Below are 25,792 nucleotides of genomic sequence, written 5' to 3'. Positions count from 1 at the left end.
CCGCGCCCCTACCCGCACCTCCTGTTAGGAGAAATGTGGGCGCGTCCCCCTTCCTCAGATGATGAAGAGGTCGTGATAGGTGAGCTTGAGGTTCTTGCTCAAGGTGGCGATGGCAATCGCCGCCTTCTCCCCCGATCCGTCCGGATCATACGACAGCACCCCGGTCTTCTTGTTGTAGATCAGGTAATCGTTGCTGTCCTTGGCCGCATCCGCCACCTTGAAGAAGGCACTCTTGAGCGCCAAAGGCTTGGCTTCCGTGCCCTTCTTGATCGCCGCATAAAAGCTCTTGTTGGCCTTAAACAGGGCATTGTCGAGCCAGAGCGTATCGTCCTTGACCGAAAAGTCGGCGATCTTGTCGAGGTTGGTCTTCTTGTTGAGGCTTGTGTTGAAGACGAAGGTGTCCTGGCCGGCGCCACCGTAAAGCACATCCTTGCCGGCGCCGCCATAAAGCCGGTCGTTGCCGCCATTGCCGCGCAACACATCGTTCCCGGCAAGGCCGTAGATTTTATCGTCCCCATCGAGACCGCTCAGACGGTCGGCGCGGGACGTGCCGCGGAGGGTCAGCGGCGCGGAAGCATCAACGGACGGAGCAAGCGCGGTCAGATCGACCGTTCCATCGTCGAAACGAGCCACGGCGACGCTCAGCAGCACGTCCGTGCCGTCCGGCCCCGAGACCGTCACGCTGCCATTGGTGTTCTTGACTACCGTATAGGACGCCTTTGACCCGGCGAACATCGCAGTGTCGATGCCTCCGCCGCCGGAGAGGATGTCGTCGCCTGCACCGCCGACCAGGATGTTGTTGTACTGATCTCCTGCCAGCGTATCGGCACCTGACCCGCCGGAGAGAGTGTCCATCAGGGCAGTGTCGCGAGCTGCAGTGCCGGCCGCCATATCCAGCTTGTAGGGCACGGCCCAGACCTGGCTGCCTTCATGAACGCTCACGACCGCAGCCTTCTGGCCTGTCGCGGCGTAGATATGGCGAGCATGGACCTGGCCGTCCCCCGGAATCAGAGTTTCACTCGCACCATCTCCCCAGGCGATGCTGACGGAGGAAGCCGCTCCGACACCGAACCGCAGGTCGGCAAAACGTCCCTCAATCACAGCCTGCCTGTCAGCAATGGCAGAATCCATAAGGAAAATGTCGTACGCACCGTTCGTATCGCCGGTTACGAGATTGTTGGCATTGCTTTCGAAAACCGTAGCGCTTCCGTCGATCGACATCCAGGCATTGCCGCTGGGCCGGTTCCCCTGCTCGTTTCCTTGCGCATTCGTATTGGTCTCGGTCAGGCGCACGAGCTCGCCGGTGACGAGGTCTTTCCGGAAAAGATCGGTCGCGTTGTTCGTGTCGCCGGGCACCAGATTGGTGGCATCGCTTTCGAAGATCACATAGCGGCCGTCGGCGCTGATCTCCACATTCCCGCTAAAGCCATTTGCCTGAGTGCCGTCACTGGCGGTCGAGACTCGAAGCAACTCGCCGGTGGCAAGGTCCTTTCGGAAGATATCCGCGATGCCGTTCGTATCACCTGCCACCAGATTGTTCGCATTGCTCCAAAACACCACATAGCGACCATCGGCGCTGATCTGGCAGCCGCCGCTATTGGCATTCGCCTGTACGCCTGTCGTTGACGTGGAGGCGCGAACGACGGTGCCGTCCGTGAGGTCCTTTACGAAGATGTCGTTTGCACCGTTGGTATCCCCTGACACGTAATTCGTCGCGAAACTCTGAAAGACGAGATGCTTGCCGTCGGCCGCAAGATGAACACCGCTGCTGGATCCATTGGCCTCCAGTCCGCTTCCGGTCATAGAGAGCCGTGTCAACGCTCCGGTCGCCATGTTCTTCGCGAAGATGTCTGTTTGTCCGTTGGTATCGTTCGGCACGAGATTGTTGGCCGAACTCGTAAATATCACAGTCTGCCCATCCTGGCTGATATCCGCCGTCAAGCTTGCGTCATTTCCTTCGACACCGCTGTTCGACACCGAAACGCGTTGGAGCTCCCCGGTCTGCAAGTCCTTCCAGAACACATCCGACTTCTGATTGGTGTCACCGGCGACCAGATTGTTGGCAAGGCTTTGGAAGACCACGTAGCGTCCATCGGCACTCGCATAGGCGGCATCGCTATGGCCGTTGGCCTGGGATCCGTCTGCAGCCTCCGAGACACGGATAATGGCACCTGTCGTGAGATCCTTGCGGAAAATATCGCCTGCATTATTGGTATCGCCAGCCACGAGGTTTTCAGCACCACTCGCGAAGATGGCGAAGTGCCCATCGGTGCTGATGCCGCCCGCTGCAGACGGGAGATTTCCTACCACGCCATTCTCGTCAGACGAAATCTCGACGAAGGCTCCGCTTTCCAGATCTTTCACGAAGACTTGCGTGAATGAGTGGCCATCTCCCGGAACGAGATTGTCCGCCTCGCTCTGAAACATAAGATATCGACCGTCCGCGCTTAAAGCAGGCGATAGGCTGCTCGCATTGGCCTGTTCGTGCCCTTGCGCCGGATGCGCCGTGGTGGAGAGGCGAATGATTTCTCCCGTCACGAGATCCTTGCGGAAGACGTCACCGACCCCATTAGTGTCGCTCGCGACGAGATTATCGGCGTTGCTTGAAAACGTCACATAGCGGCCGTCGGCGCTGATCGACGCGCCATAACTGCTGGCTTTTGCCTGCGCTCCGTCCGCGGCGGTGGAAACGCGGACGATATCGCCCGTCAAGAGGTCCTTGCGGAAGATATCCGTGACGCCGTTCGTATCTCCCGCCACCAGATTGGTAGCGTAGCTTTCGAAGACCACATAGCGACCGTTGGCGCTCAATTGCGCACTGGCGCTCCACTTATCGCCGACTGCACCATCGGATGCGGTCGAGACGGCGGTCAGCGAGCCCGTCGCCATATCCTTCACGTAGACTTGGTAGATCCCGTTCGCCTCCGCGCTTTCGAACAGGATGAATCGACCATCCGCGCTCACCTGGGCAGTGGAGCTGTCACTGTCCAATTGATCTCCGGCGGCCGAAACCGAAACCCGGACGATCTCACCGGTCACGAGGTCGCGACGGAAGATATCCGTCATATTGTTGGTGTCTCCGGCGACCAGGTTCGACGCGTCGCTTTCGAACACCACGAAGCGGCCATCGGCGCTGATCTGTGCGTACCCGCTGCCGCCGTCACCGACGCTGCCCTGAGCGTTGGCGGAGATGCAAACGATCTGCCCCGTAACCAGATCCTTCCGGAAAACATCCGTGCTGTTGTTCGTGTCGTTCGAAGTGAGATTCGTCGCGTCGCTCATGAACACCACATAGCGGCCGTCGGCGCTGATGCGGGCATTGCTGCTGCTATCGTTGGCCTCCTCGCCGTTTGCGGCTGTCGAGACTCGAACGATTGCCCCGGTGAGGAGATCCTTGCGGAAGACATCGTCGATCCCATTGGTGTCACCCGAGACGAGATTCGACGCACTGCTTTGAAACGCTACGTAGCGGCCATCCCGGCTTAAGGAGGGCGCCGCGCTATCACCGTTCCCGGCCGTTCCATCGGCCGCCGTGGATATGCGGGTGATCAGATCCTGCTCCGTCAAGACGCGGAAGGATTGCAGATTGAGGGTCAGGGGCATGGGAGGATCCAATCGGGCCGGATTGCGGAATAGGTTTAGGAAATCAAGTCAATCTATATATTATAAAGTTACTTATTATTTGTAGCTGAAATCCTTCCCTGTCAAGGTTCGGGCACCGTCCGGCGGATACATCTTCTATGGTGCTGTCTTCGGCAGCTCGGCCCTCTTAGCCGCCAGCTGCTCACCCATGCGGCGGACCGCCGTCTCCACCAGATCCGGACTGGCGCGGAGCATGCCAAGCTCTACCGCCGACATGGCCAGCATGACGGGGCTCAGGTTGGGAGCAGGTGACCCGTCGGCCAGGAAGAGCTTGAGATCGTCCGTGGGTCCGAGACCGAGTTCCGCCACCATGCGTGCAGCATAGTTGCGCAGGCGCTGCTCATCCGGGACGCAGGCCGTGGCGGCGGGTTTCTGTGCAGCGGCCTTCGGTGCCGCGGGTTTCGGAGCATTCGAGGCTGTAACCTTAGACGCGGCTTTCGGCTTGGCCGTCGCGACGAGCGGTGCCGTCGACTTTGGGATCGACTTCTCCCCCATCCCGACGGCAATATCCGGCACATGATATTCCGGTACCCGTGACTTCAGCGGGATGACGATCGAGACCCGTCCGGGCTTGCCGCCCTTGCCCTGTGCCGTCAGCTTCACGCTCCGATGCGAAGCGAGCCACTTCGCCCGCACGGTCCCACCGATGCCCCTCACGGCCAGGACCGCGAGATCGCCGATCCCGGTCGCGACGTTGCATTCCGCCGGCGCCCAGCGTCGGACGATGTCGAGAGCGGATTTCCGGTTGAATTCCAGATAGTAGCGTCTCAGAAGCTGTGCCGCCGCGTCGGCCCCCTGCTCTGCGGAGGCGAAGCCCACATGGCCCTCGGTATCCTTGCCGATCTCGCCATCCCAGCGGGCACTCTTGATGCACCAGTAATTGTTGAGCTTGACGCAGCGGGTGATGATCGGCCGGTCGGCCCGGAACAAGGCTGCCAGAACGGCGATGGGCTTCGGCTCCAGATCGCCGACCGTTTCGGTGCGCCAGTTGGTGACCTCGCGCGCCTCCGCGAGATACTGTGCCGCTGCATCCTGACGGCTGCCGGCGAGCCCGGCCAGGATCTCCCTGCCGAGATCCAGCCTATCCGTCGCAAGCGCGCTGCCGGCGAGGTACAGCGCCACGAGAGTGTGAGGCAACATGGTCCGAGCGGGCCTTTTGCGGGCATTGAATCGACTTGAGCATGCCAGGACACAACGGCACGCGCCACCGAAGGTTCACTTGCGATCATGGCCGTTCGAAGGAGGAGAAGCGTCATCCAATGCGCAGGCGGACCACGGAAAGCGCCTCTCTTCCTTCCGATCTCAGTCGTCCTCGGCGGCTCCGAGGACCTTAGGAGTGATGAAACGCTCAAGACAGCCGCCATGCGCCTTGATCTGCTCCCAGCCTTCGCCCTTGAAATCAATGACGGCCAATCCGGCGGTCGGATATTTGCTGGCCAGCCGGTCACAATGCTCCGGCGTGCCGTCGCCGATCAGCATCTTTGCCAGATCTTCAAGTCCCGGATTGTGCCCGATCACGAGAAGGACCCGCTTGTCCGGGATGACCTCTTGCAGGATGTCGAGAAGACGCTTGGCCGGTGCATCGTAGATCCGGGGCTCATATCGGCACTCCGCGACCCCGAGGGCCGGCTGGACCAGATCCCAGGTCTCCTCCGTCCGTCGCGCCGGCGACACCAGCACGAGATCCGGCAGCAGCCTTTCCTCCTTGAGATAGTCGCCCATGAGAACGGCCGCCTTGCGGCCACGGCGGGACAGCGGGCGCTCGATATCGAGAACTCCGGACGGTCGGGACGATTTCGCATGGCGGAGGAGTAGGAGGCGCCGCATGATCGTTCAGCGTCCTTCGCGCCGGGCGATAAAGGCGAGCTTCTCGAAAAGGCTCACATCCTGTTCGTTCTTCAGGAGCGCGCCATGAAGCGGCGGAATGAGCTTGCGGGTATCGCGCTCCCGCAGCTGCTCCGGGCCGATATCCTCCGAGACGAGGAGCTTGAGCCAATCGAGAAGTTCGGAGGTGGACGGCTTCTTGCGCAGGCCCGGCGTCTCGCGCACATCGAAGAAGATCTTTAGCGCTTCCTCGATCAGACGGCGCTTGATGCCGGGATAATGGACCTCGACGATGCGGGCCATGGTCTCTTCGTCCGGGAACCGGATGTAGTGGAAGAAGCAGCGGCGCAGGAAGGCATCCGGCAGCTCCTTCTCGTTGTTCGACGTGATGATGACGATCGGACGTCGCTGAGCGCGGACCGTCTCGCCGGTCTCATAGACATGGAATTCCATGCGATCGAGTTCGAGCAGAAGATCGTTCGGAAACTCGATGTCGGCCTTGTCGATCTCATCGATCAGCAGCACCGGACGCGCCGCCGCAGTGAACGCGTCCCAGAGCTTGCCGCGCTTGATGTAGTGGCGGATGTCCGACACCCGTGGGTCGCCGAGCTGGCTGTCGCGCAGGCGGGAGACGGCATCGTATTCGTAGAGGCCCTGCTGCGCCTTCGTGGTCGACTTGATGTGCCAGGTCAGGAGCGGCGCGCTCAATGCCTTGGCAACCTCCTCCGCCAGAACGGACTTTCCTGTTCCAGGCTCGCCCTTCACCAGTAGAGGCCGCTCGAGCACGATGGCGGCATTCACCGCGACCGTCAGATCCTCCGTCGCCACATAGGTCTCGGTTCCGGCAAAACGCATGGGCACCCTTCCTGTATCGCCAGAGAAGATGCGAAAAGACCGCCGGACAAACAAGGGGTATCGACTGATACTCTATTTCAATTCCGCCGTATCTGAGGGAGTATAGGTCCTAATCAGACCAAACGCGAAGAGGCCCATGTTCGAGGTCCTGCTCTTTCCCCTGATAGCCGTCGCACTGCTCCCGTCTCTTGGCGACGCCCATGCGGCGGAAGTGACGGACAAAAGACGCGGCACCATGACTTTTACCAGTCGCGACGTCTCCGAGATCTGCAAGGATTGCAGCGTCGTGCAGGCATCCGGCACGTTCGGCACCGGCACGATTGCGGCTTATCACGAGTTCGCCCAGCGTAATTTCTTCAAGAAAAACATTTATTTCGTTCTCGATTCTCCCGGAGGCAGCATGAACGCCGCGCTCCACCTCGGAACGATTCTGCGAGAGCTGAACGCCAACACCATTGTCGGGCAGGCCGTCGTCCGCCGGGGAGAGGTTGAGATCGAGCCGGCCCGCTGCACCTCGGCCTGCGTGTTCGCATTTGCCGGCGGCACGACGCGAAGCACGTCCAGCGGCTCCCGGCTCGGCGTCCACAGCTGGATGCCGGCGGATGCGGTCGACACTGAGAGCAGCGAGGGAAAAGTCCACAAGCCTCGGCTCATGGACCAGAAAGCCGTCGGCGAATTGCAGCGTCAAACGGCCGTCTATCTGAAATATCTGCAGGCGATGGGGATCGATCTGCGCATAGCGGTACCAATGCTGCAGACGCCCTATGAGCGCATGGCCTGGCTGAGCCGTCGCGACCAGAGCCTGTGGAGTTTGATCACCGTCGATTCACGGCTCAGCACGCCGGCCGACAGAACATGGCCCATCCTGTTCCTGCCACAGACCGCCTCGGCCAGGAACAAGGCACTCACGAAATCGCCATAGCGGCATCGATGAGAAGGGTATTGCACTCCGACGACGAATGCGTTCGAAGGTAAATCGCCACCAGGAGGTCTTCCATGCCCTATAACCGCTACCACAAGGATCGCATCGGCAACCATAAGCTGAAGCCGGAGACCCTGATGCTGGGTTACGGCTACGATCCGAGCCTGTCCGAGGGCGCCGTCAAGCCGCCGGTCTTCCTGACCTCCACCTTCGTGTTCACCAGCGCGGAGCACGGCAAGGAATTCTTCGACTACGTGGCCGGCCGCCGCGAGCCGCCGAAGGGCGAGACCGCCGGCCTCGTCTATTCGCGGTTCAATCATCCGAACGCTGAGATCGTCGAGGATCGCCTCGCGATCTTCGAGGAGACGGAGGCCGGACTGCTCTTTTCCTCCGGCATGTCGGCGATCTCCACCGCCATACTCGCCTTCGCGCGGCCCGGCGACGTGATTCTCCACTCGCAACCGCTCTATGGCGGCACCGAGACCCTGATCGCCAAAACCCTCGCGAATTTCGGCATCCAATCCACAGGCTTCGGGGATGGGACCGACGAGGCCGGCATTCGGGCCGCGGCCAAGGATGCGCAGGCCAAGGGACGCATTTCGGTCATTCTGATCGAGTCGCCGTCCAATCCTCTCAATACCCTTGTCGATATCGCCCTCATCCGCCGCGTCGCCGACGACATCGCGGCCGCTCAGGACGGCCATCGCCCAGTGATCATGTGCGACAACACCCTCCTCGGCCCGCTCTACCAGAAGCCGATCAAGCACGGTGCGGACATATCCCTCTATTCGCTGACGAAATATGTGGGTGGCCATTCCGACCTGATCGCAGGTGCGGCGCTGGGCTCGAAAGAACTCATGAAACCCGTGCGCCTGTTGCGCTCGGCCATCGGCACGCAGCTCGATCCGCATTCCTGCTGGATGATCGGGCGGTCGCTCGAAACCCTGGCCCTGCGCATGAATGCGGCGAACCGGAACGGCGAGATCGTCGCCAAGTTCCTGAGCGAGCACCCGAAGGTCACGAAGGTCCATCATCTGGCCTATCTTCCGGAAGGCTCGCAGGCGAAGAAAGCCTACGAGGCCCAGTGCACGGCTCCCGGCTCCACATTTTCCTTCGATGTCGTCGGGGGCGAGCCCGAGGCGTTCAAGGTCCTCAACGCCCTCCAGGTCTTCAAGCTGGCGGTGAGCCTCGGCGGCACCGAATCGCTCATCTCGCACCCGGCCTCGACGACCCATTCCGGCGTGCCGAAGGAAACCCGTGATCGCCTGGGCGTGAGCGATGCGACGATCCGCGTCTCGATCGGCATCGAGCATCCGGACGATCTGGTGGCCGATCTCTCACAGGCGCTTGCGACGCTGGGGTAATGCGCCGAGCGCCCCCGTTGTGTGGCACCGCGTGACGGGCCGGGACTTCCTTTGGAGCCCCCTCCCACTGGGTGGAGGGGATCGTCCCGCACCGCAAAACGACCGTGAAAATATTCCGACGCCTGCGGGCCGTTGATCGCGGCACCCTCGGAGCCGACTGCCCGAATTTCGGGCTAAATGCTTCAGGCTGCGCGCATCTTTCCCTTGCGCATCGCCCGCCGTTCCCACCATGATGAGGGGAATCGGACGGAGATAATGGCAGCCGCGATCAACCTGCAATCCTACCAGGAGCCCATTCTTTTTCTCGCAACGGCAGGCATCGTCGTTCCGCTCGTCCACCGGCTGAGGATCAGCCCGGTTCTCGGATACCTGGCGGCTGGCATATTGCTTGGACCGTACGGCGTCGGGCGCCTCGTTCCCAATTATCCGTGGGTCAACTGGATCACCTTCACGAATCCCGAAGGCACGTCGCATATCGCCGAGTTCGGGGTCGTGTTCCTGCTCTTCACCATCGGCATCGAGCTGTCCTGGCAGCGCCTCCGGACTTTGCGACGATTGGTCTTCGGCTTCGGCTCGTTGCAGGTGGCTCTGTGCACGGCGGCGCTTGGCCTGCTCGCTTTTTACCTCGTCGGTTCGATCACCGCCGCGGTCCTCATCGGCCTTGCCTTCGCTCTGTCCTCGACCGCAATCGTCATTCCGGTCATCGCCGAGCAGAAGCGCCTGAACACGCCCGTCGGACGGGCCAGCTTCTCAGCATTGCTGTTTCAGGATCTCGCGGTCGCGCCGATCCTGTTCACCATTGCTGTGCTCGATACCGGTCGGCCTGAGATCACCACGGCATCCTTCGCTTGGGCCTTCCTGCAGACGATCCTGGCGCTTGCGGCCATCATCGGCTTCGGACGCTTGGCACTCCGCCCTCTCTTCCAGCTCGTTTCGGCCACCAAGAGCCCGGAACTTTTCATGGCGGCGAGCCTTCTGGTCGTGCTTGTCACCAGTCTCGTGGCGGCGGCGAGCGGCTTGTCCATGGCCCTTGGCGCCTTTCTGGCCGGCGTCCTTCTCTCCGAGACAGAATACCGTCGCGCCGTCGACGTGACGATTCAGCCTTTCAAGGGATTGCTGCTCGGCGTCTTCTTCGTCTCGGTCGGGATGAGCCTCGATCCGTTGCGTCTCCTCGAAGCCCCTACCCTGATCCTTTTGGCGGCAGGCGGCACCATCGTGGTGAAGAGCCTGATCATCGGCGTATTGGGGCGCCCCTTTGGGCTTAGCGCCTCGGATGCCGCAGAGACGGGCCTCCTGCTCGGGCCTAGCGGCGAATTCGGCCTTGTCATTCTCGGCAGCGCAATGGGAGCGGGCCTGCTTCCGACAGGGATCGGCCAGAATCTGCTCGTAGCGACGACGCTGACCATGGTGGTCATTCCCCTCCTCGCGCGGCTTGGAAGGCGTCTCAGCCGCCAGTTGGAGCGGCACCGCCCGCTGGATCCAGCGACCGCGATCACGCCGCCTCCGGACGAGGTGGCCCGCGTGATCGTGGCCGGCTTCGGTCGTGTCGGACAGCTGGTCGGCGAGATGCTGGAGCGGCACAAGGTGCCCTATCTGGCCATCGACCTGGATCCCGCCCGCGTTGCCGCCCAACGACGGGCCGGCAAGCCGGTCTTTTTCGGTGACGGCTCCTACCCGGAATTCCTCAAGGCCTGCGGCATCGAGCGCGCCCCGGCACTGGTCATCACTCTCGATACGCCGAGCGCCATCGAGGCCGTGGTCACCGCTTCGCGCAAGGAACGGCCCGATATCACCATCGTGTCCCGTGCCCGCGACGCCAAGCATGCGGCGGAACTCTACAAGCGTGGCGTCGACGATGCCGTACCGGAAACGATCGAGGCATCGCTCCAGCTCAGCGAGGCAGTGCTGACCGATATCGGCGTACCCATGGGCCTCGTCATCGCCTCCATCCACGAGCGTCGCGACGAGTTCCGTTCCATTCTGAAGGAAAGCAGCACGCGGCGCGGTCCGGATCGGACTGAATTCCGCGCGAGGCGGACGGTCGGCAAGACGGCGCCGACACCTCCCGCCAGCGAACCTTCACGGCCCGAACCGGTGTCGCAGACCGGATCCTGAGCGCCGATCGGCTCTTGACGTGTGAGGAGCTTGCCGGACACTGGGTTCATGTTCCTCACGTTCTTTACAGAGCTTCGCGCCGCAAAGGTCCCCGTCTCGCTGCGGGAGTATCTTTCGTTACTGGAAGCCCTCGAAGCAGATCTCGCCGACAAGAAGGTCGAGGAATTCTACTATCTGTCCCGGACCTGTCTGGTGAAGGACGAGCGGCATTTCGACCGCTTCGATCAGGTCTTCGGTCAAGTCTTCAAGGGCCTGGAAACCCTGGGCCAAGGGATGGCCGAGGAAGTCGGGATCCCGGAGGAATGGCTGCGCAAGCTCGCGGAGCGCTACCTCTCGGAAGAGGAGAAGCGCCAGATTGAAGCCATGGGCTGGGACAAGCTTTGGGAGACGCTCCAGCAGCGTCTGCGGGAGCAGCAGGAGCGTCACCAGGGCGGCAACAAATGGATCGGCACCGCAGGCACCTCTCCTTTCGGAGCCTATGGCTACAATCCGGAAGGCATCCGCATCGGCCAGAAGGAAAACCGCAGCTTCCGGGCGATGAAGGTGTGGGACAAGCGGGAGTTCAAGGATTTCGACGACAGCATCGAGCTCGGCGTCCGCAACATGCGCTTGGCGCTCCGACGTCTGCGCCGCTTCGCCCGTACAGGAGCGCTAGAGGAGCTCGACCTCGACGAGACCATCCATGAGTCGGCTCACAAAGGATATCTCGACGTGCATCTGCGGCCGGAGCGCCGCAATGCCGTCAAGGTCTTGCTGTTTCTCGACGTCGGCGGATCCATGGACTGGCATGTGGAGAAGGCAGAGGAGCTGTTCTCCGCCGCACGCCTCGAATTCAAGCATTTCGAGCATTTCTACTTCCACAACTGCATCTACGAGAACGTGTGGAAGGAGAACCGTCGACGCTTCGAGGAGAAGATCCCGACCCTCGATATCATCCGGACTTATCCATCCGACTATCGCGTCGTGTTCGTTGGCGACGCCTCCATGAGTCCCTACGAGATCAAGATGGAAGGCGGATCGGTGGAGCACTGGAACGAGGAATCCGGTCAGGTCTGGCTCGGGCGGCTCCTGCACCACTTCTCCCGCGCCATCTGGCTCAACCCCATACGGCGTCAGCAATGGGGCTACACGCAATCGACCGCCCTGATCCGGCAGATCTTTTCCGACCGCATGTATCCTCTGACGATCGAAGGCATCGACCAGGCGATGCGCGAACTGGTACGCTGAACTCATGACCCAGACATACGAGCACTCTCCCCGCCCTGTCGGCGGACCGATCAGCTTCACCCTCAAGGGCAGCCGGCTGGTCGTCGATTCCGGTCGCAAGGTGCGCGAAGTGCAGCTTGGCGCAGTCGAAACCGTGCGAATGACCTATGAACCGGGACGCTTTGCCCAGAAGGTCTACCGCACGCGCATCCGCATGAAGGACGGCAAGACCTTCACGTTCTCGTCGCTGACCTGGCGCAGCCTCGTAGAAGCGAAAGCGCAGCCGGAGGAATATCGCGCCTTCGCACACGCCCTGTTCGCAGCGATCGCGCGCGCCAATCCGAATGCCCGTTTCCTGGCAGGCAAAAGCCAGCTGGTCTGGCTCGCGACGGCAGCCCTCACGGCGATCTCGTTCCTCGCCATGGCCTATCTGATCTGGCGGGCGCTTCAGATGAACGCGACCGGGATCGCGCTTCTGGGCGGGTTGTTCGCCCTCGTGGGGATCTGGCAGATCGAGCCGATGATCCGCCTCAACAGGCCCCGCCCCTTCAATCCTGAAGCGCCGCCGGACGAACTCTTACCAAGAGCGGCGTAGACGCATTAAGCCCTGACCACCAGCACCGAGCACTTGGCGTGACGCACGATGGTGGAGGCATTTGAGCCCAGAAGATAGGTGGCCATGCTCGGCCGATGTGAGCCGATGACGACGAGATCGGCGCCTGTCTTCTCCGCCTCGCTCAGAACCTCGCCGTAAGTCGAGCCAAGACGCACGACAGCCGAGACGCGATCCGACGGCAGCTTGATGGTCGCCGCGATCTTCGCAAGTTTCCGCTCCGCGTCGGTCTGCTGTTCCTCGTCGAAGGTTACCGGCACGAACTCCATGTAGGTGACCGGAACAATGGACCGGACATAGACGAGGCGAACGGTACCGCCTGAAGCGGTCGCCAGCTCAACGGCCTGCGCGATGGCGGGCTTGGCGGCGTCGAGCTCGGCAAGATCGACGGGTACGAGAATTGTCTTGTACATGGATGTCCCCTCTCAAACGCCGGCATGAAGCGGAAATCGCTCCACCTTCATCGCCAAGCGCGACTGTTAGGAATGTTACCGCAGGCCCGCACGGGCCCCAACCGAAACGTGCCAGCGCTCAGCCTTGGCGGATAGGCGTGCGAACCACGAGCCCGTCGAGTTCGGGCGTGACGCGGATCTGGCAGGACAGACGTGAATTCGGACGCACGTCATAGGCGAAGTCGAGCATGTCCTCTTCCATAGGCTGCGGAGAACCGGTGACGGTCTCCCATTCCTCGTCCACATAGACGTGGCAGGTGGCGCAGGAGCAGGCTCCGCCGCACTCCGCCTCGATGCCTGGAATCCCATTTCGGACGGCATTCTCCATCACCGTGGAGCCCTCTTCGGCATCCACTGTGCGGGCTGTGCCTTCCGGATCGACGAACGTGATCTTCACCATTGCAGACCTCTGACTGACGGCGCATACTTAATTCAGCAAGGACGGAAAAACGAGAGACGAGACCGGCCGTCCTGCCGTTTTCTTGCCGCAATTTGCCGGGCACTGCTGGTTACCGAGCCGTTAACGACGTTCGCAAGAGGCGGGGGACATCGGGTTTCCATCCCTTAGTCCGGCAGCTAGACTTACTTGGTAAATGGCAGGTTACCGAACGTAAGACTCAAAAAGAGTTTTACGGCTCGGACGAAGCCCCCGCGTGTGCGTTAACATTGGTGCATTCCGGCGGCTTCAGCGACCATCTGTTGCGTCACGAGGGCGATCATGGCGACCGAAAAGAAGAAGATGAAGGATCCGGCCGAGGCGGCCCTGTCCGCTGTTGAACAGGCATTGAACCTGGACGACGCTCTGTCGACACCATCGTCATCGTCGGGTGCCGTGCGGTTCGAGGACACGGTCGCGCACGAGGAACCTCGCCTCCCGGACATCGACGACCATGATTTCACGAAGGGCCCCTTCGCGAACCTCGACCCCGAGGTGACGACGGATTCTTCTGATACGCGCGATACGCGGTTCGACGAGGCGTCCCGCTCCGGTTTCATCGCCCCCGACCGGAGCGCCGTCGCCAACGACGATCGGCAGAATGTCGGCGTGATGCTCCAGGCGCTCCAGGTTCGCCCCTCGCGCCGGGCCTATGTGGTCGCAACCCTCGCTTCCCTCCTCTGGCTCGGCGGCGCAGGCTTCCTGGTCTACTCTCAGGGGATCACGACGCCGGAGCAGCTCCTCGCCACCTACAGCATGGCGCAGCTGACCGTCGCGGGCATGGTTCTCGCAGCCCCCGTCATTCTCTTCTTCATTGCGGCAATGCTGACCGTCCGCTCCCAGGAGATGAAGCAGGTTGCCCGTGCCGTCGGCGAAGTCGCCGTCCGCTTGGCGCAGCCGGAAAGCTTCTCGACCGATGCCGTTCTGTCGGTATCCCAGGCAGTTCGCCGTGAGGTTGCCGCGGTGGGCGACGGCGTCGAGCGGGCCCTCGCCCGGGCGGGCGAGCTGGAAACACTCGTGCGCAGCGAAATCTCGACCCTCGAGCGCGCCTATTCCGACAATGAGATCCGTATCCGCTCCCTGATCGATGAGCTGGTGACCCAGCGCGAGGCGATCGTCACTAATGCCGAGCGGGTCCGCAGCGCCATCACCGGCTCCCACCAGAACCTGACGCAGGATCTCGACGCCGCCGCCGAGCGCGTCGTCACTTCCGTCAACGGTGCGGGCGAGCGCGTCACGGTCTCCCTCCAGGAGCGGGGCGAGCAGATTACCCAGGCTCTCGGCCGGGCCGGCGAGCGCGTGGTGGACGAAATGGCCACCCGTGGCGTGGAGCTGGTCGAGCGCCTGTCAGGCACCAGCGAGGACATCAAGTCCGGCATTGCCGAAGTCGGCTCTCGCATTACGGGTGCCTTGGAAAATAAGGCACAGGACATTACCGGCGCCTTCGAGCGTACCGGCGACGTGCTGACCCGCCATCTTCAGGACGGCGCCAGTCAGGTCACCCGCACGCTGGCCGAAACCGGTCGCGGTGTGATCGAAGCCCTCGCCCAGCAGGGCAGCGACGTCCGCGAAGCGTTCGAGCAGACCGCTCGCAGCCTTGAGGACAGCTTCGTTCAGCGCGGTTCCGAGATTACAGAAAAGCTTGCCGCCACCGGCGGCGTCATTGCCGACGACATCACGGCTCGCACCGCGGAGATGCGCGACCAGATCGCCTCCGCCGGCACGGCCGTGGGCGAAGAGATCGTCCAGCGCGGCAACAGCGTCCGCGAGGAGCTGTCCTCCACCGGCGCCTCCATCGTCGAGCAGCTGACCAGCAACGGCACCGCTCTGCGGACCGAATTCGCAAGCACGACCTCCGCCTTCCTCGACGACATGGCGGCCCGCGGCAACACGCTGCGCGAGCAGTTGGCCTCCACCGGTACCGAGGTCGTGGATGAGATCGTGGTCCGCGGCAACGAATTCCGCGAGCGACTTGCAACAACGGCCGCCGATGTGACGCGCGAGATTTCGCAGCGTGGCGGCGAGGTCCGCGAGCAACTCGAAACCACCGTGCGCCTCGCCGACGAGACCATCGGCACCCGCGTCGACGATCTGGCGACACGCCTCGAAGCCGCGAGCCAGCGTGTCACCGACACCGTCACCATTCATGGCACGAGCTTGGAGAACACCCTCTCGTCGACCGGTGAGCGCGTCGCAGCGCTCATCGGCGAGCGTGCGGCTTCGTTCCAGTCGGACTTCGAGACCCGCGGCCAGCTCTTCTCCGAAATCATCACGCGCCATGCGGAAGACGCCCAGACGCGCCTCGCCGGCGCTGGCAAGGACATCGTACTCGCGATCGCCACGCAAGGTGCGCGCGTCAACGAAGCACTCAACCGGACGGCGGAGACCCTGTCTCAGACTGTCGATACCCGGAGCCGCGAGATGGAGGAGACCCTGGGCTCCCGTCTCACCGCCTTCGAGGATGTGATGGGCCGCGGCGGCGACGTTGCCGAGCGCATCTCCCGCGACGTGGGCAGCCTGACCGAAACGATCAGCGGCCGCTTCGAAGAGATGGACCGTCTCATCACCGTGCAGGGCCGTACGCTGGCAGAATCCTTCTCGGAGCGCGCCCGCGAAGCGACCGGCGCCATTGAGACCCAGCTCACTGCGCTGGAAGAGCATGCCACGCGCCGCACCTCTGAGATCAGCGCCAATTTCGACACCATCGTCGAGCGCGTCGATCAGGCGCTTAGCTCCCGCTCGTCCGCCCTCAACGAGACGCTCGTGGTCCGCACCGGCGAGATGGCCCGCGTCATGGCCGAGGGTGGCCGCGATGTGGCCAACGCCCTGCAGACGCGCATGGACGAACTCGGCCAGGCGATCGCCGCACGCAGCACCGCCATCGCCGAGACTCTCACCGGCAAGGCCGATCAGATCAACGAGACCCTCGGCACCCGCGCCGCGGAAATCGCCACGACCCTCGACGAGCGCGTCTCCGTGTTCGAAGAGCGGGTCGTCAATCGCCTCTCCGGCGTCGCGGAGGCCATCGAGGACAAGGGCGAGGCCGTTCTCGGCTCGCTTGGAAACCGCATCGGCGAGATCCGCGAGATCTTCGATACGCAGGGCTCATCGCTCGTCGACACCCTTGGCCAGCACGGCAGCACGATCGGAAGCGAAATCGCCGCGATCAGCCAGAGCGCCCTGCGCGATCTGGAAGAGCGCAGCAACGTGGTCATCGACAGCCTGCAGGATCGCAGCTCCTCGATGCTGGCGGCCTTCCAGGAGCGCAGCATGGAGCTGACCTCCTCCTACACGCAATCGACGGAGGCCATGCGCGTCGCCATCGACGAAGGAACCGAGCGCGCCGTCGCGACCCTCGTCGACACCAACGAGCGCCTGCGTGGCGAACTCTCGGAAGTGCTGGGCAAATTGCAGGACACCAACCGCCTGGTCCAACAGGTGGCGGCGAGCGCCAGCGGCAATCTCGGAGCTGTCGAGGACGGACTTTCGGGTCGCGTCCAGCAGATCGAGGGCCTTCTGGCCGAGATCGCGACCCAGACCGGCCGCGCGTCGGCACAGGTGGGCGATCAGGTCGAGGCCCTGCGTTCGGTTTCCTCCGGCGCGATCCAGCAGGCGACGGACCTTGCCCATGCCCTGGAGGAGCGCGGACGCGCTCTCACGGACGGCGTTCGTACGCAGCTTCAAACCGTCCAGGATGCCGCCTCGGCCCTGGAACGTGCGGAGGCGCGGATCAATGCCGCTCTCGCAGGTCGCGAGGACACTCTCAACGACCTGCTCGGGCGCATCAGCGCCCGGTCGGAAGAACTGGAGACGGTCACGCACTCCTTCTCGTCTCTCGTGGAAGGCTCGCTCCAGACCGCGGAGGAGCGTGCGCGTCAGGTCGGCTCGATCCTTGCCGACACGGCCCAGTCGACGACCCGTGTCATCGGCGAGCAGTTCGAGCGCATCCGCTCCTCGTCCGGCGCAGAAGGCGAGCGCACAGCTGCGACCCTGCGCGCAGCCTACGAACAGGCGGCCACTGAGATGGCGGAAGCCCTCAACGCAGCCACCGCGAAGTTCCGCGATACCATGGGCGAACTGCGCGGCATGACCGGTCAGATCCAGCGTGAACTCGAAAACACCCGGGCGGAACTGCGCCGCGGCGTCGTCGAGCTGCCGCAGGAAACGCAGGAGACCACGGCGCAGATGCGCCGCGTCGTCGCCGACCAGATCAAGGCGCTCAACGAGCTCTCCTCCCTGGTCTCGCGCTCCAGCCGGGTCGTCGATGCAGCCCCGGCGGCCCAGCCGCGCCGGGTGAACGAAGCTTCCGTTGCGGCCATGGCGGCAGCAGTCGAGCAGCGTCCGACCCCGGCGCCGGCTCCAACGCCTGCTCCGACAGTGGCTCGACAGGCAGAGCCGAAGCCGGTCCCTGCTGCGCCCCAGACAACGCCCCCGGCCACGCCGGCACCCGCCGCACCTACCCGTCAGGCCACTCCGGCACCGGCTCCCGCCATGCCGCGGGATGCCCTGCGCGAGGCTGGCCGTGGCGGCGGATGGCTCTCGGATCTCCTGAACCGGGCCTCTCGCGACGAGGAAGCCGCGTCCCGCGGTGGTCGTCCCGACCGTTCCCGCGTCAACAGTCTCGAATCCCTCGACTCGATCTCGGTCGATATCGCTCGCATGATCGATCACGAGGCTGCCGTCGAACTCTGGGATCGCTACCGTCGCGGCGAACACAACGTATTCACCCGCAGGCTCTACACGCTCCAGGGCCAGCAGACCTTCGACGAGATCCGTCGCAAGTATCAGCGGGACGCGGAGTTCAAGCAGACGGTCGACCGCTACGTGGAAGAGTTCGAGCGCCTTCTGGCCGAAGTCTCCCGTGATGACCGCGACTCCATGCTGACGAAGACCTATCTCACCTCCGAAACCGGCAAGGTCTACACGATGCTGGCCCATGCCAGCGGCCGGTTCGGTTGATCCGATAGAGTTTCGAGAATTTTCGAGAAACGCGGCCTTCGGGCCGCGTTTTTTATTGGGCGCATGCGATCATCGCTCGTTCCATGACCTCCGAGGTAATCGACCCGGTATCGGCTCTCCCGCATGGTTCCTCTGCCCGATCGATCGGGACCACGAACCAAGGAGACACCTTATGACCAACGCCATCACCATCGCCGACCGCTATATCGCCGTCTGGAACGAAACGGATCAGGACGCGCGCCGTCAGCTTCTGAAGCACGTCTGGACAGAGGACGGCACCTATCGCGACCCTCTCATGGCCGGTCATGGTCACGATCAGATCGATGCTCTGATTTCAGCCGTGCACACGCAGTTTCCGGGCTTCCGGTTCTCTCTTTTGGGTCGCCCGGACGCCTATGGCGACCAGATCCGTTTCTCCTGGGCTCTCGGCCCTGCTGGAACCGACGGGATCGTCAAGGGCACCGATTTCGCAACCCTCGAGGACGGGCGGCTGAAGGCCGTAACCGGCTTCCTCGATCAGGTGCCGGACGCTGCCAGCCTCGGCTGACGATACCATGCTTGTCGGAGCGGCACCCTCGCAGGTGCCCTCCCCGCCCGGCAACTTCCGCACCGGCCATTCCTCAACCATCGGACATAAAGAAGGTTCACCATGACCGCCTATGCCATCGGCCATCTGCACAACGTCACCATGGGGCCAGACATCGTTGCGTATCTCGAGAAGATCGATGCGACGCTGGCTCCGTTCGAAGGCCGCTTCCTCATCCACGGAGGCCGGCCGGAGCGAATCGAAGGGACCTGGACAGGCGATCTCGCCGTGATCGCGTTCCCGGACATGGAACGTGTCCGCGCCTGGTACGCTTCTCCAGCCTATCAGGAGATCCTAAGGCTCCGGACCGACAATTCCGACTCGACCGTCATCTTTCTCGATGGCGCATCCGAGGACCATCGCGCGACCGATGTGCTTGCAGCAGTTGGGGAATAAGCGATCAGGCGGGCGCCCGACCACGATCCGCGCTGGGCTCTTCCCGGCGAGGAAGCGGAGACGCGCTGACCCAGCGCACGATGTCCAGCATCACGGTCGAAAGCGCCTCGTCCAGCGACCGGGCTGCGTTTGCGGCGTCCACGGCAGGCGCTGGGGCATATCCCCGGAAGATGCGACCGTTGACGATGCGACCGTTGGCGTCGTTCACGATCTTGACCGCGATTTCCACGACCGCCTCGTTGTTCGGGGTCGCGATCTCGAAACGCCGGAGCTCGGAAATGAGCTGCACATCGCCGACCGCGCCGCTGCTCGGCCGCGAAACGCCCTTGAGCTGGGAGGCATTCTCGAAAGTATTGATAAGCTTCGTCTGGATCAGCCGCGGCAGGTTGTCGGCCCACTGGCCGCCTCCCAGGAACGTGATCGCGCCGGAGGCATCCTTCACGAGGATCTGCTGCGTCGACAGGGCCTGCAGAGCGGCCGGCTCGTTGACGAGAAGCTGCACGCCTGCGGCTCCGCGGATCCGAGAGGTCGGCGCTGACAGATCATAGGTTGTGGGTGCGGGCCCTGACGAACAGGCGCCGGCCATCATTGCCAGAACCAGCGCCGGCGAAGGGCGCAGGAGGCGTCGGACCCGATCGATGAGAGTGGGGGACACGGAAGACCTACACATACTGGTTCAAAGCTTAGCGCATAACGCGGAAAAGTGGAGCCGGTTTTCCGCGCCGAGCGACGCGCCAACGAACAGGGGAAGCATCGGACAAATCCCAAAAGCGGAGGTCATTTTAGGATCCAATGCTTTAGCGGCGGCCATTGTATTCAGGGAGATTGGGACGGCCACCGAAAATAAACTGCTGTGGATTACGTTCGATGCTGCGGACGGCACGGCTGATGTCATCGAGAGTTTTACGCCCCTCCACCGCCAGCGCCTCGTACTGGCGCAGGCCCGAATCCGTGAAGCGGCCGATTCCCGAGAGAACTCCAGCGGTCCGCTCGTTCAGATTATCCGCGAGAACCCGCACGGAATTGGCGGCCTCCTTGATGGCATCGAACGCGCTCTTACCCTCTTCACCCGAGGCCGAGCCAAGGAACTTCTGAGCCCCCTCGAGAACGGCGTCGATGCGATCGGCCGACTTGTTGAGCTTCTCCGTGATCGAGCGCGCCTCCTGAATAGCCTTGTCGATGTCCGGATTGCGCCGGTTCAGCATCTCCGTGAAGTTCTCGACATTGTCCACGGTCCGACCGACCTTCGCCGGGTCGATGGCCTTCGTGAGCCTGGTGATGTCGTCGAGGGCAGTGTCGACCTTCGGCGCCGAATCGTTGAGGCGCGCCACGAGGCTTGCCGCATCCCGCAGAGCATCGTTGATGTCCTTGCGGCTGTCGCTCAGGCCCTGCGTGAAGTTGTCGACGTTCTCGACGATCCGTGCGACGCGCTGTCGGTCGACGGACTTGACCACCTCATCGAGATTGGTGGCTAATGTTTCCAGCTTCTCGGCCAGTGGTCCGACCTTCTCGGCCGCTTGCCCGACCTGCGCCAGGAAGCGGTCGATCCCGTCCGCGTTCTCACCCAATGCCTGAGAGAACCGCTCGATGTTCTGCACGGTCCGGCTGAGCGGCCCTTCGTTATCGGCGACGACGCGACCGACACGCTCCAGCACATCGTCGGCGCGCCGCGCGATATTGCGGGCGGTCTCGATCAGATCCTGGAAGTCCGACCGGTCAGCGAAAATCGTCGGCAGCGGCTGCCCGGGACCGGCGACAAGCTTCGGAGAATTGGGCTCGCCACCTGACAGGCCGATGTTCGCAACGCCGGTAAGCCCTTGATATTCGAGGCGAGCGCGTGTGTCTGTGCGGATCGGCGTATTGTTGTCGACCTGGGCGATGGCAACGACGCGGCGCGGATCTTCCGGCAGCAGGCTGATATCGGTCACCTCGCCGACCCTGAGACCGTTGAAGGACACGATGGACCCTTTCGACAAGCCCGAGACAGAACCGGAGAACACGATCCGGATGGCCTGGCGCGTCTGCCCACGATCGCCGCCGGAGAACCAGTAGACGAAGCCGAACCCCGCCGCGATCACCGCCAGCGTGAACAACCCGATCAATGCGTAATTCGCGCGCGTTTCCATCACAAACCTTAAGCGTCGCCGGCCATGACCGCGCGAGCCCGTTTCCCGTGAAAATAGGCGCGGAGCCAAGGATGGTCCGATGCAAGCATCGCCTCGATGGGTCCTTCCGCCAGGATCTTGCCATCCCCAAGGGCCGCGATTCGATCGCAGACCGTGTGAAGGCTGTCGAGGTCATGGGTTACCATGAATACGGTGAGCCCCAAAGTCCGCTGTAACGTGGCAATAAGCTCGTCGAACTCCCCGGCCCCGATGGGGTCGAGACCCGAAGTCGGCTCATCGAGGAACACGATGTCGGGATCGAGTGCCAGGGCACGGGCCAGCGCCGCACGTTTGATCATACCGCCCGAGAGCTCGGACGGCAGCTTGTCAGCCGCATCCGGCTTCAAACCCACCATCTCGATCTTGAGCATGGCCAGCTCGTCGAGCAGCCGATCCGACAGGTTCAGGTACTCCCGCATGGGGACCTGGACATTCTGCTTGACCGTCAGGGCCGAGAACAACGCGCCCTGCTGAAAGAGAACGCCCCAGCGCCGCTCCAGGAGCCGCCGCTCGGACGCCGATAATTCGTCGAGATTCTGGCCCAGAACTTCGATAGTGCCGGCGCGCTTCGGGACGAGGCCCAGGATGGTCCGGGTGAGCACCGATTTGCCCTGTCCGGATGCGCCGACGAATCCGAGGATCTCGCCGCGATAGACGTCGAGGTCGAGGCCTTTCAGGATCATCCTCTCACCGAAGCCGACTTCCACGCCTCGGACGCGGATCACGACCTCTCGGTTTTCGGTACTTGGGTGACGGCGTGTATCGGACATGTCAGTACTTGATTGCCGCAAAGAACATGGCGAAGAGGCCGTCGAGCACGATGACCATAAAGATCGCCTTCACCACCGACGATGTCACGTGCCGTCCGAGCGATTCAGCGGATCCTGCGACCGCAACGCCCTCCAGGGTGGCGATGATGCCGATCACCAGCGCCATGAAAGGCGCCTTGATCAGACCGACGAAGAAGGTGTTGAGGGCAAGCGCCGCCTTGAGGCGCGAGAGATAAACGTCCGGGCTGATATCCCCGTAGAGCCAAGCCGTGATTCCGCCGCCCGTGAGGGCGGCAATCGACGAGATGAATGTCAGGAGCGGCAGGCCGATGACCAGCGCCAGGATGCGCGGGACAATCAGAACCTCGATCGGATCGAGGCCCATGACCCGCAGCGCGTCGATTTCCTCGCGCATCTTCATGGAGCCGATTTCCGCCGTGAAGGCCGAGCCGGACCGGCCGGCCACCATGATGGAGGTGAGGAGAACCCCCAACTCGCGCAGGATCAGGATCCCGATCAGGTCCACCACGAAGGGCGTCGCGCCGAAGCGTTGGAGCTGGAAGATGCCCTGCTGCGCGATGATGCAGCCGACCAGAAACGAGATCAGCACGATGATCGGCACGCCGCGATAGGCGATCTGCTCCATCTGGTTGACGACCGCCGTGCCCCGGAAGCGTCGCGGGTTGAGAATGACCCGGATCAGGGCGGAAACCAGCTCGCCCAGGAAGGCGACGCCGTCGAGAAGGTCGCGCCCGGCTCCTTGGACCGTCTTGCCCACATCGACGAGGAAATCGATGATCTTGGAGTGTTTGACGACCTTCTGCTCCTGGAAGCCCCGATAGGCCACCTCGTCGAGAAGAATCTGCTGCTCCGGAGAGGCGTTGGCGAAATCCACCGCCAGGCCCCGTTCGCCCAACTCGTGGCGGGTGCGGTCGAGAACCCATGCTCCCAGGGTGTCGAGGCGCTTTACCCGCGCGAGGTCGATGATCATGCGATGCTGGTTCGCGCCGGCGACGATTTCCGCAGCCAGCGACTCCACCAGTTCGGAGTTCTCGGCGATCCAGTGGCCGGCCAGCTTCGCCGTCACCCTGTCTCCGGCAACCTCGATTTCGACTTGCGGCTCTTGAGCCAAGATGCTCTGCGCCACGATCATCCTTCCGGCATTGATTCCGTTTGGTGATAGCGTGTCGTTAAGGCACAAGTCGAGCCGAAGTTGTTAGAAGAGGCCAGAATGCGTCAGTTGACCGTCACTATCGACAAGTTTCCTATCGCCGGAAAGTTCACGATCGCCCGCGGCTCCCGCACGGAGGCCGTCGTCGTCACTGCGACGATCCGCGAAGACGGGGCAATTGGCCACGGCGAGTGCGTGCCTTACGCCCGATATGGCGAGACCGTCGAAGGCGTGGCAGCGGCCATGGAGGCGATGGGACCTCAGATCGCAGCCGGACTGACCCGCGAGGCACTGCAGGCGGCCATGCCGCCGGGGGCCGCGCGCAACGCTGTCGACTGCGCTCTCTGGGACCTCGACGCCAAGCGCTCGGGCATCCGCGCCCATGTGACGGCGGGGGTGAACCGCTGGCCACCCGCCACGACGGCCTACACGATCAGCCTTGACACTCCTGAGGCCATGGCAGCTGCCACCGCCAAGGCAGCCGATAGGCCTATTCTGAAGGTGAAATTCGGCGCGCCGGGAGGCGATCTTGAGCGCATCGCCGCGGTTCGCAAGGCAGCCCCCGATGCCACGCTGATCGCAGATGCCAACGAAGGCTGGACGGAGGGCAATCTCACCGCCCATTTCGCGGCTTGCGCGGAGGCAGGCTTCGCCCTGGTGGAGCAGCCCCTGCCTGCCAAGAATGACGGCTTTCTCGCCAAGATTGCCCGTCCCGTCGCGATCTGCGCCGACGAGAGCGTCCATGATCGCGCCAGCCTCGACCGGCTCGTCGGCCTCTACGACGCCGTGAACATCAAGCTCGACAAGACCGGCGGCCTCACGGAAGCCCTGGCTCTGGCCGATGCGGCACAGGCGCGGGGCTTCTCCCTCATGATCGGCTGCATGGTCGGCACGTCCCTGGCGATGGCCCCCGCCATGGTGCTGGCGCCCCGCGCGCGCTTCGTCGATCTTGACGGCCCGCTCCTGCTCGCGAAGGACCGCGAGCCGGGTCTCAGGTTCGACGGCAGCATCATCTATCCGCCGGAGCCAGCCCTCTGGGGTTGAGCCTTGAGCATCCGGCGGGCTACCAGGATGAGGATAAAGCCGGCGGCCCCGAGCGGCGCCATGGCGGCGAAGACCGAGGCGCCCGCCTCCTTATAGATGACACCGCTGGCGATCGTCGAAGCGGCGGTGAAGAGGGCGGAGAGCGATCCATAGACGCCTTGGGCACGGCCCCTGGCATGGGCGGGCGCCAGGGCCGTCAAGGCGGCCATGGCACCGATGTGGGACGCGCAGAAGGTCAGGCTGTGCAAGGTCTGGAGCCCGAGCGTCAGCGCCGCGCCCGGATGAAGGGACATCATCGTGAAGCGGAACACGGCGGCGCCCGCCCCCAAAAGGATCAGGCCAAGCCCCGAACCGCGTCCGACAGCATTTCCGAGGATCATGAAGACCGCGATCTCGGCAATCACGCCGGCCGCCCAGAAATAGCCGATCGTCACGTCGGCAAAGCCCTGCGATTGCCAGTAGATGCTGGCAAAGGCGTTGAGCGCGCCATGGGTGCCCTGGGTCATGGCCGCAGCGATGAGGACGATCCAGAGAACCCTCGGCAGTCCCTTATCCTGCCGTCTCGCACCCTCACCCTTCACCGGTAGATCGTCCATGTGCCGCGGGACGGCCATGAGTGTTGCCGAAATCCCGAGCATCGGGATGAGGGTCAGTGCGACGAGCACGACGTTCGCACCGAAGGCGCCGACCAGATAACCGGCGACGATATTGGCGATGAAGAACGAGACCGAGCCCCACCCGCGCATGCGCCCATAATGGAGCCGAGGGTTCCGCTGGACAGCCGCCGTGGTGACGAGATCGTTGCCCGGAATCACGGCCGCCTGAGCAATCGCCACGAGGCCGACCAGCACGACGATCGCGATCTCGTTGGGGGCGAACATGAGCAGCGGAAAGCCGACCATCTGCCCCAAATGGCTCGCCAGTAACAGTCTGCGCGGGCCGAATGACCGGTCGGCAAGGCCGAGCAGAGGAGCGGTCGCCACAATGCGGACGATGATCGGAATGGCGACGATGATGCCGATGATCGTCGGGCTCAGGGCCTTGCTTTGCAGCCAGATCGGAAAGAACGGCAGATAGAAGCCATGACTGAGGAAGCTCGCGGCATGAAGGGCCGAAAGACGGAAGGCATCGCCGGTCGGAAGCGGCGACATCAGCGGCACCCGATGAGGGAGCCCGACTGGGCGATGAAAATCGAGGTCACGGCGCAAGGTCGTTGATAACGTAAGGGAAGGTCTTGAGCTGGCTCAAGCTTTCGAAACACTGGGCCGATCG

Annotated in this window: 20 protein-coding genes; 9 read left to right on the top strand and 11 right to left on the bottom strand. The window is 63.1% G+C overall.

Annotation, left to right across the window (positions count from 1 at the left end; all coding sequences use genetic code 11):
- Positions 1 to 54: 54 nt before the first annotated feature.
- From K9B37_RS03785 to K9B37_RS03770, 4 genes are all read right to left on the bottom strand, one after another.
- Positions 55 to 3,603 (bottom strand): hypothetical protein, encoded by a 3,549-nt coding sequence (locus K9B37_RS03785; protein ID WP_224311456.1) that lies wholly within the window; start codon positions 3,601 to 3,603, stop codon positions 55 to 57.
- A 135-nt stretch (positions 3,604 to 3,738) separates the two neighbouring features.
- Positions 3,739 to 4,782: a hypothetical protein gene (locus K9B37_RS03780; protein ID WP_224311455.1), complete on the bottom strand. Its 1,044-nt coding sequence runs from the start codon at positions 4,780 to 4,782 to the stop codon at positions 3,739 to 3,741.
- 162 nt (positions 4,783 to 4,944) lie between these two features.
- Positions 4,945 to 5,469, bottom strand: coding sequence for a SixA phosphatase family protein (locus tag K9B37_RS03775; RefSeq protein WP_224311454.1), 525 nt, complete (start codon positions 5,467 to 5,469; stop codon positions 4,945 to 4,947).
- A gap of 6 nt (positions 5,470 to 5,475) precedes the next feature.
- Complete coding sequence (locus tag K9B37_RS03770) at positions 5,476 to 6,321, bottom strand: AAA family ATPase (protein ID WP_224311453.1); 846 nt, start codon at positions 6,319 to 6,321, stop codon at positions 5,476 to 5,478.
- 136 nt (positions 6,322 to 6,457) lie between these two features.
- Here K9B37_RS03770 and K9B37_RS03765 point away from each other — a divergent pair, with 136 nt between their 5' ends.
- From K9B37_RS03765 to K9B37_RS03745, 5 genes are all read left to right on the top strand, one after another.
- Positions 6,458 to 7,243: a COG3904 family protein gene (locus K9B37_RS03765; RefSeq protein ID WP_224311452.1), complete on the top strand. Its 786-nt coding sequence runs from the start codon at positions 6,458 to 6,460 to the stop codon at positions 7,241 to 7,243.
- Between the two features lie 74 nt (positions 7,244 to 7,317).
- Positions 7,318 to 8,607, top strand: a complete 1,290-nt coding sequence (locus tag K9B37_RS03760; protein ID WP_224311451.1) for a cystathionine gamma-synthase family protein — start codon at positions 7,318 to 7,320, stop codon at positions 8,605 to 8,607.
- A 255-nt stretch (positions 8,608 to 8,862) separates the two neighbouring features.
- Positions 8,863 to 10,722: a cation:proton antiporter domain-containing protein gene (locus K9B37_RS03755; protein ID WP_224311450.1), complete on the top strand. Its 1,860-nt coding sequence runs from the start codon at positions 8,863 to 8,865 to the stop codon at positions 10,720 to 10,722.
- A 48-nt stretch (positions 10,723 to 10,770) separates the two neighbouring features.
- Positions 10,771 to 11,949, top strand: a complete 1,179-nt coding sequence (locus tag K9B37_RS03750) for a vWA domain-containing protein (protein WP_224311449.1) — start codon at positions 10,771 to 10,773, stop codon at positions 11,947 to 11,949.
- A gap of 4 nt (positions 11,950 to 11,953) precedes the next feature.
- The gene (locus K9B37_RS03745) at positions 11,954 to 12,523 is read left to right on the top strand and encodes a hypothetical protein (protein ID WP_224311448.1); all 570 of its coding nucleotides are present in this window, start codon (positions 11,954 to 11,956) and stop codon (positions 12,521 to 12,523) included.
- Between the two features lie 5 nt (positions 12,524 to 12,528).
- On the opposite strand, the gene K9B37_RS03740 is transcribed toward K9B37_RS03745, so the two are convergent.
- Both K9B37_RS03740 and K9B37_RS03735 read right to left on the bottom strand, forming a co-directional pair.
- On the bottom strand, positions 12,529 to 12,954 hold the full coding sequence (locus tag K9B37_RS03740) for a universal stress protein (protein ID WP_224311447.1): 426 nt from the start codon (positions 12,952 to 12,954) through the stop codon (positions 12,529 to 12,531).
- 118 nt (positions 12,955 to 13,072) lie between these two features.
- The gene (locus K9B37_RS03735) at positions 13,073 to 13,393 is read right to left on the bottom strand and encodes a 2Fe-2S iron-sulfur cluster-binding protein (protein WP_224311446.1); all 321 of its coding nucleotides are present in this window, start codon (positions 13,391 to 13,393) and stop codon (positions 13,073 to 13,075) included.
- A gap of 318 nt (positions 13,394 to 13,711) precedes the next feature.
- On the opposite strand from K9B37_RS03735, the gene K9B37_RS03730 reads away from it, so the two are divergent.
- From K9B37_RS03730 to K9B37_RS03720, 3 genes are all read left to right on the top strand, one after another.
- Positions 13,712 to 18,388, top strand: a complete 4,677-nt coding sequence (locus tag K9B37_RS03730) for an apolipoprotein A-IV repeat region-like domain-containing protein (RefSeq protein ID WP_224311445.1) — start codon at positions 13,712 to 13,714, stop codon at positions 18,386 to 18,388.
- 172 nt (positions 18,389 to 18,560) lie between these two features.
- Positions 18,561 to 18,935 carry a nuclear transport factor 2 family protein gene (locus K9B37_RS03725; RefSeq protein ID WP_224311444.1) on the top strand — a complete coding sequence of 125 codons (375 nt, stop codon included), beginning with the start codon at positions 18,561 to 18,563 and terminating at the stop codon, positions 18,933 to 18,935.
- 102 nt (positions 18,936 to 19,037) lie between these two features.
- On the top strand, positions 19,038 to 19,370 hold the full coding sequence (locus K9B37_RS03720; protein WP_224311443.1) for a DUF1330 domain-containing protein: 333 nt from the start codon (positions 19,038 to 19,040) through the stop codon (positions 19,368 to 19,370).
- 4 nt (positions 19,371 to 19,374) lie between these two features.
- Here K9B37_RS03720 and K9B37_RS03715 read toward each other — a convergent pair whose 3' ends face one another.
- The 4 genes from K9B37_RS03715 to K9B37_RS03700 form a co-directional block, all read right to left on the bottom strand.
- Positions 19,375 to 20,025, bottom strand: coding sequence for an ABC-type transport auxiliary lipoprotein family protein (locus K9B37_RS03715; RefSeq protein WP_224311442.1), 651 nt, complete (start codon positions 20,023 to 20,025; stop codon positions 19,375 to 19,377).
- Between the two features lie 142 nt (positions 20,026 to 20,167).
- A complete protein-coding gene (locus K9B37_RS03710) occupies positions 20,168 to 21,496 on the bottom strand; it encodes an MlaD family protein (RefSeq protein ID WP_224311441.1) in 1,329 nt (442 codons plus the stop codon).
- An 8-nt stretch (positions 21,497 to 21,504) separates the two neighbouring features.
- Entirely contained in the window at positions 21,505 to 22,305 is an 801-nt protein-coding gene (locus tag K9B37_RS03705) for an ABC transporter ATP-binding protein (protein ID WP_224311440.1), read from the bottom strand.
- Position 22,306: 1 nt separating this feature from the next.
- Positions 22,307 to 23,458: an MlaE family lipid ABC transporter permease subunit gene (locus tag K9B37_RS03700; RefSeq protein ID WP_439651676.1), complete on the bottom strand. Its 1,152-nt coding sequence runs from the start codon at positions 23,456 to 23,458 to the stop codon at positions 22,307 to 22,309.
- Between the two features lie 78 nt (positions 23,459 to 23,536).
- On the opposite strand from K9B37_RS03700, the gene dgcA reads away from it, so the two are divergent.
- On the top strand, positions 23,537 to 24,520 hold the full coding sequence (gene dgcA, locus K9B37_RS03695; RefSeq protein ID WP_224311439.1) for an N-acetyl-D-Glu racemase DgcA: 984 nt from the start codon (positions 23,537 to 23,539) through the stop codon (positions 24,518 to 24,520).
- On the opposite strand, the gene K9B37_RS03690 is transcribed toward dgcA, so the two are convergent.
- Positions 24,490 to 25,671: an MFS transporter gene (locus tag K9B37_RS03690; protein WP_224311438.1), complete on the bottom strand. Its 1,182-nt coding sequence runs from the start codon at positions 25,669 to 25,671 to the stop codon at positions 24,490 to 24,492. The two genes, dgcA and K9B37_RS03690, sit on opposite strands and share 31 nt — an antisense overlap.
- Between the last annotated feature and the right edge of the window lie 121 nt (positions 25,672 to 25,792).

Source organism: Microvirga puerhi, from assembly GCF_020089865.1.
Lineage (GTDB): Bacteria > Pseudomonadota > Alphaproteobacteria > Rhizobiales > Beijerinckiaceae > Microvirga > Microvirga puerhi.
This window is presented reverse-complemented; position numbering and strand designations above follow the sequence as displayed.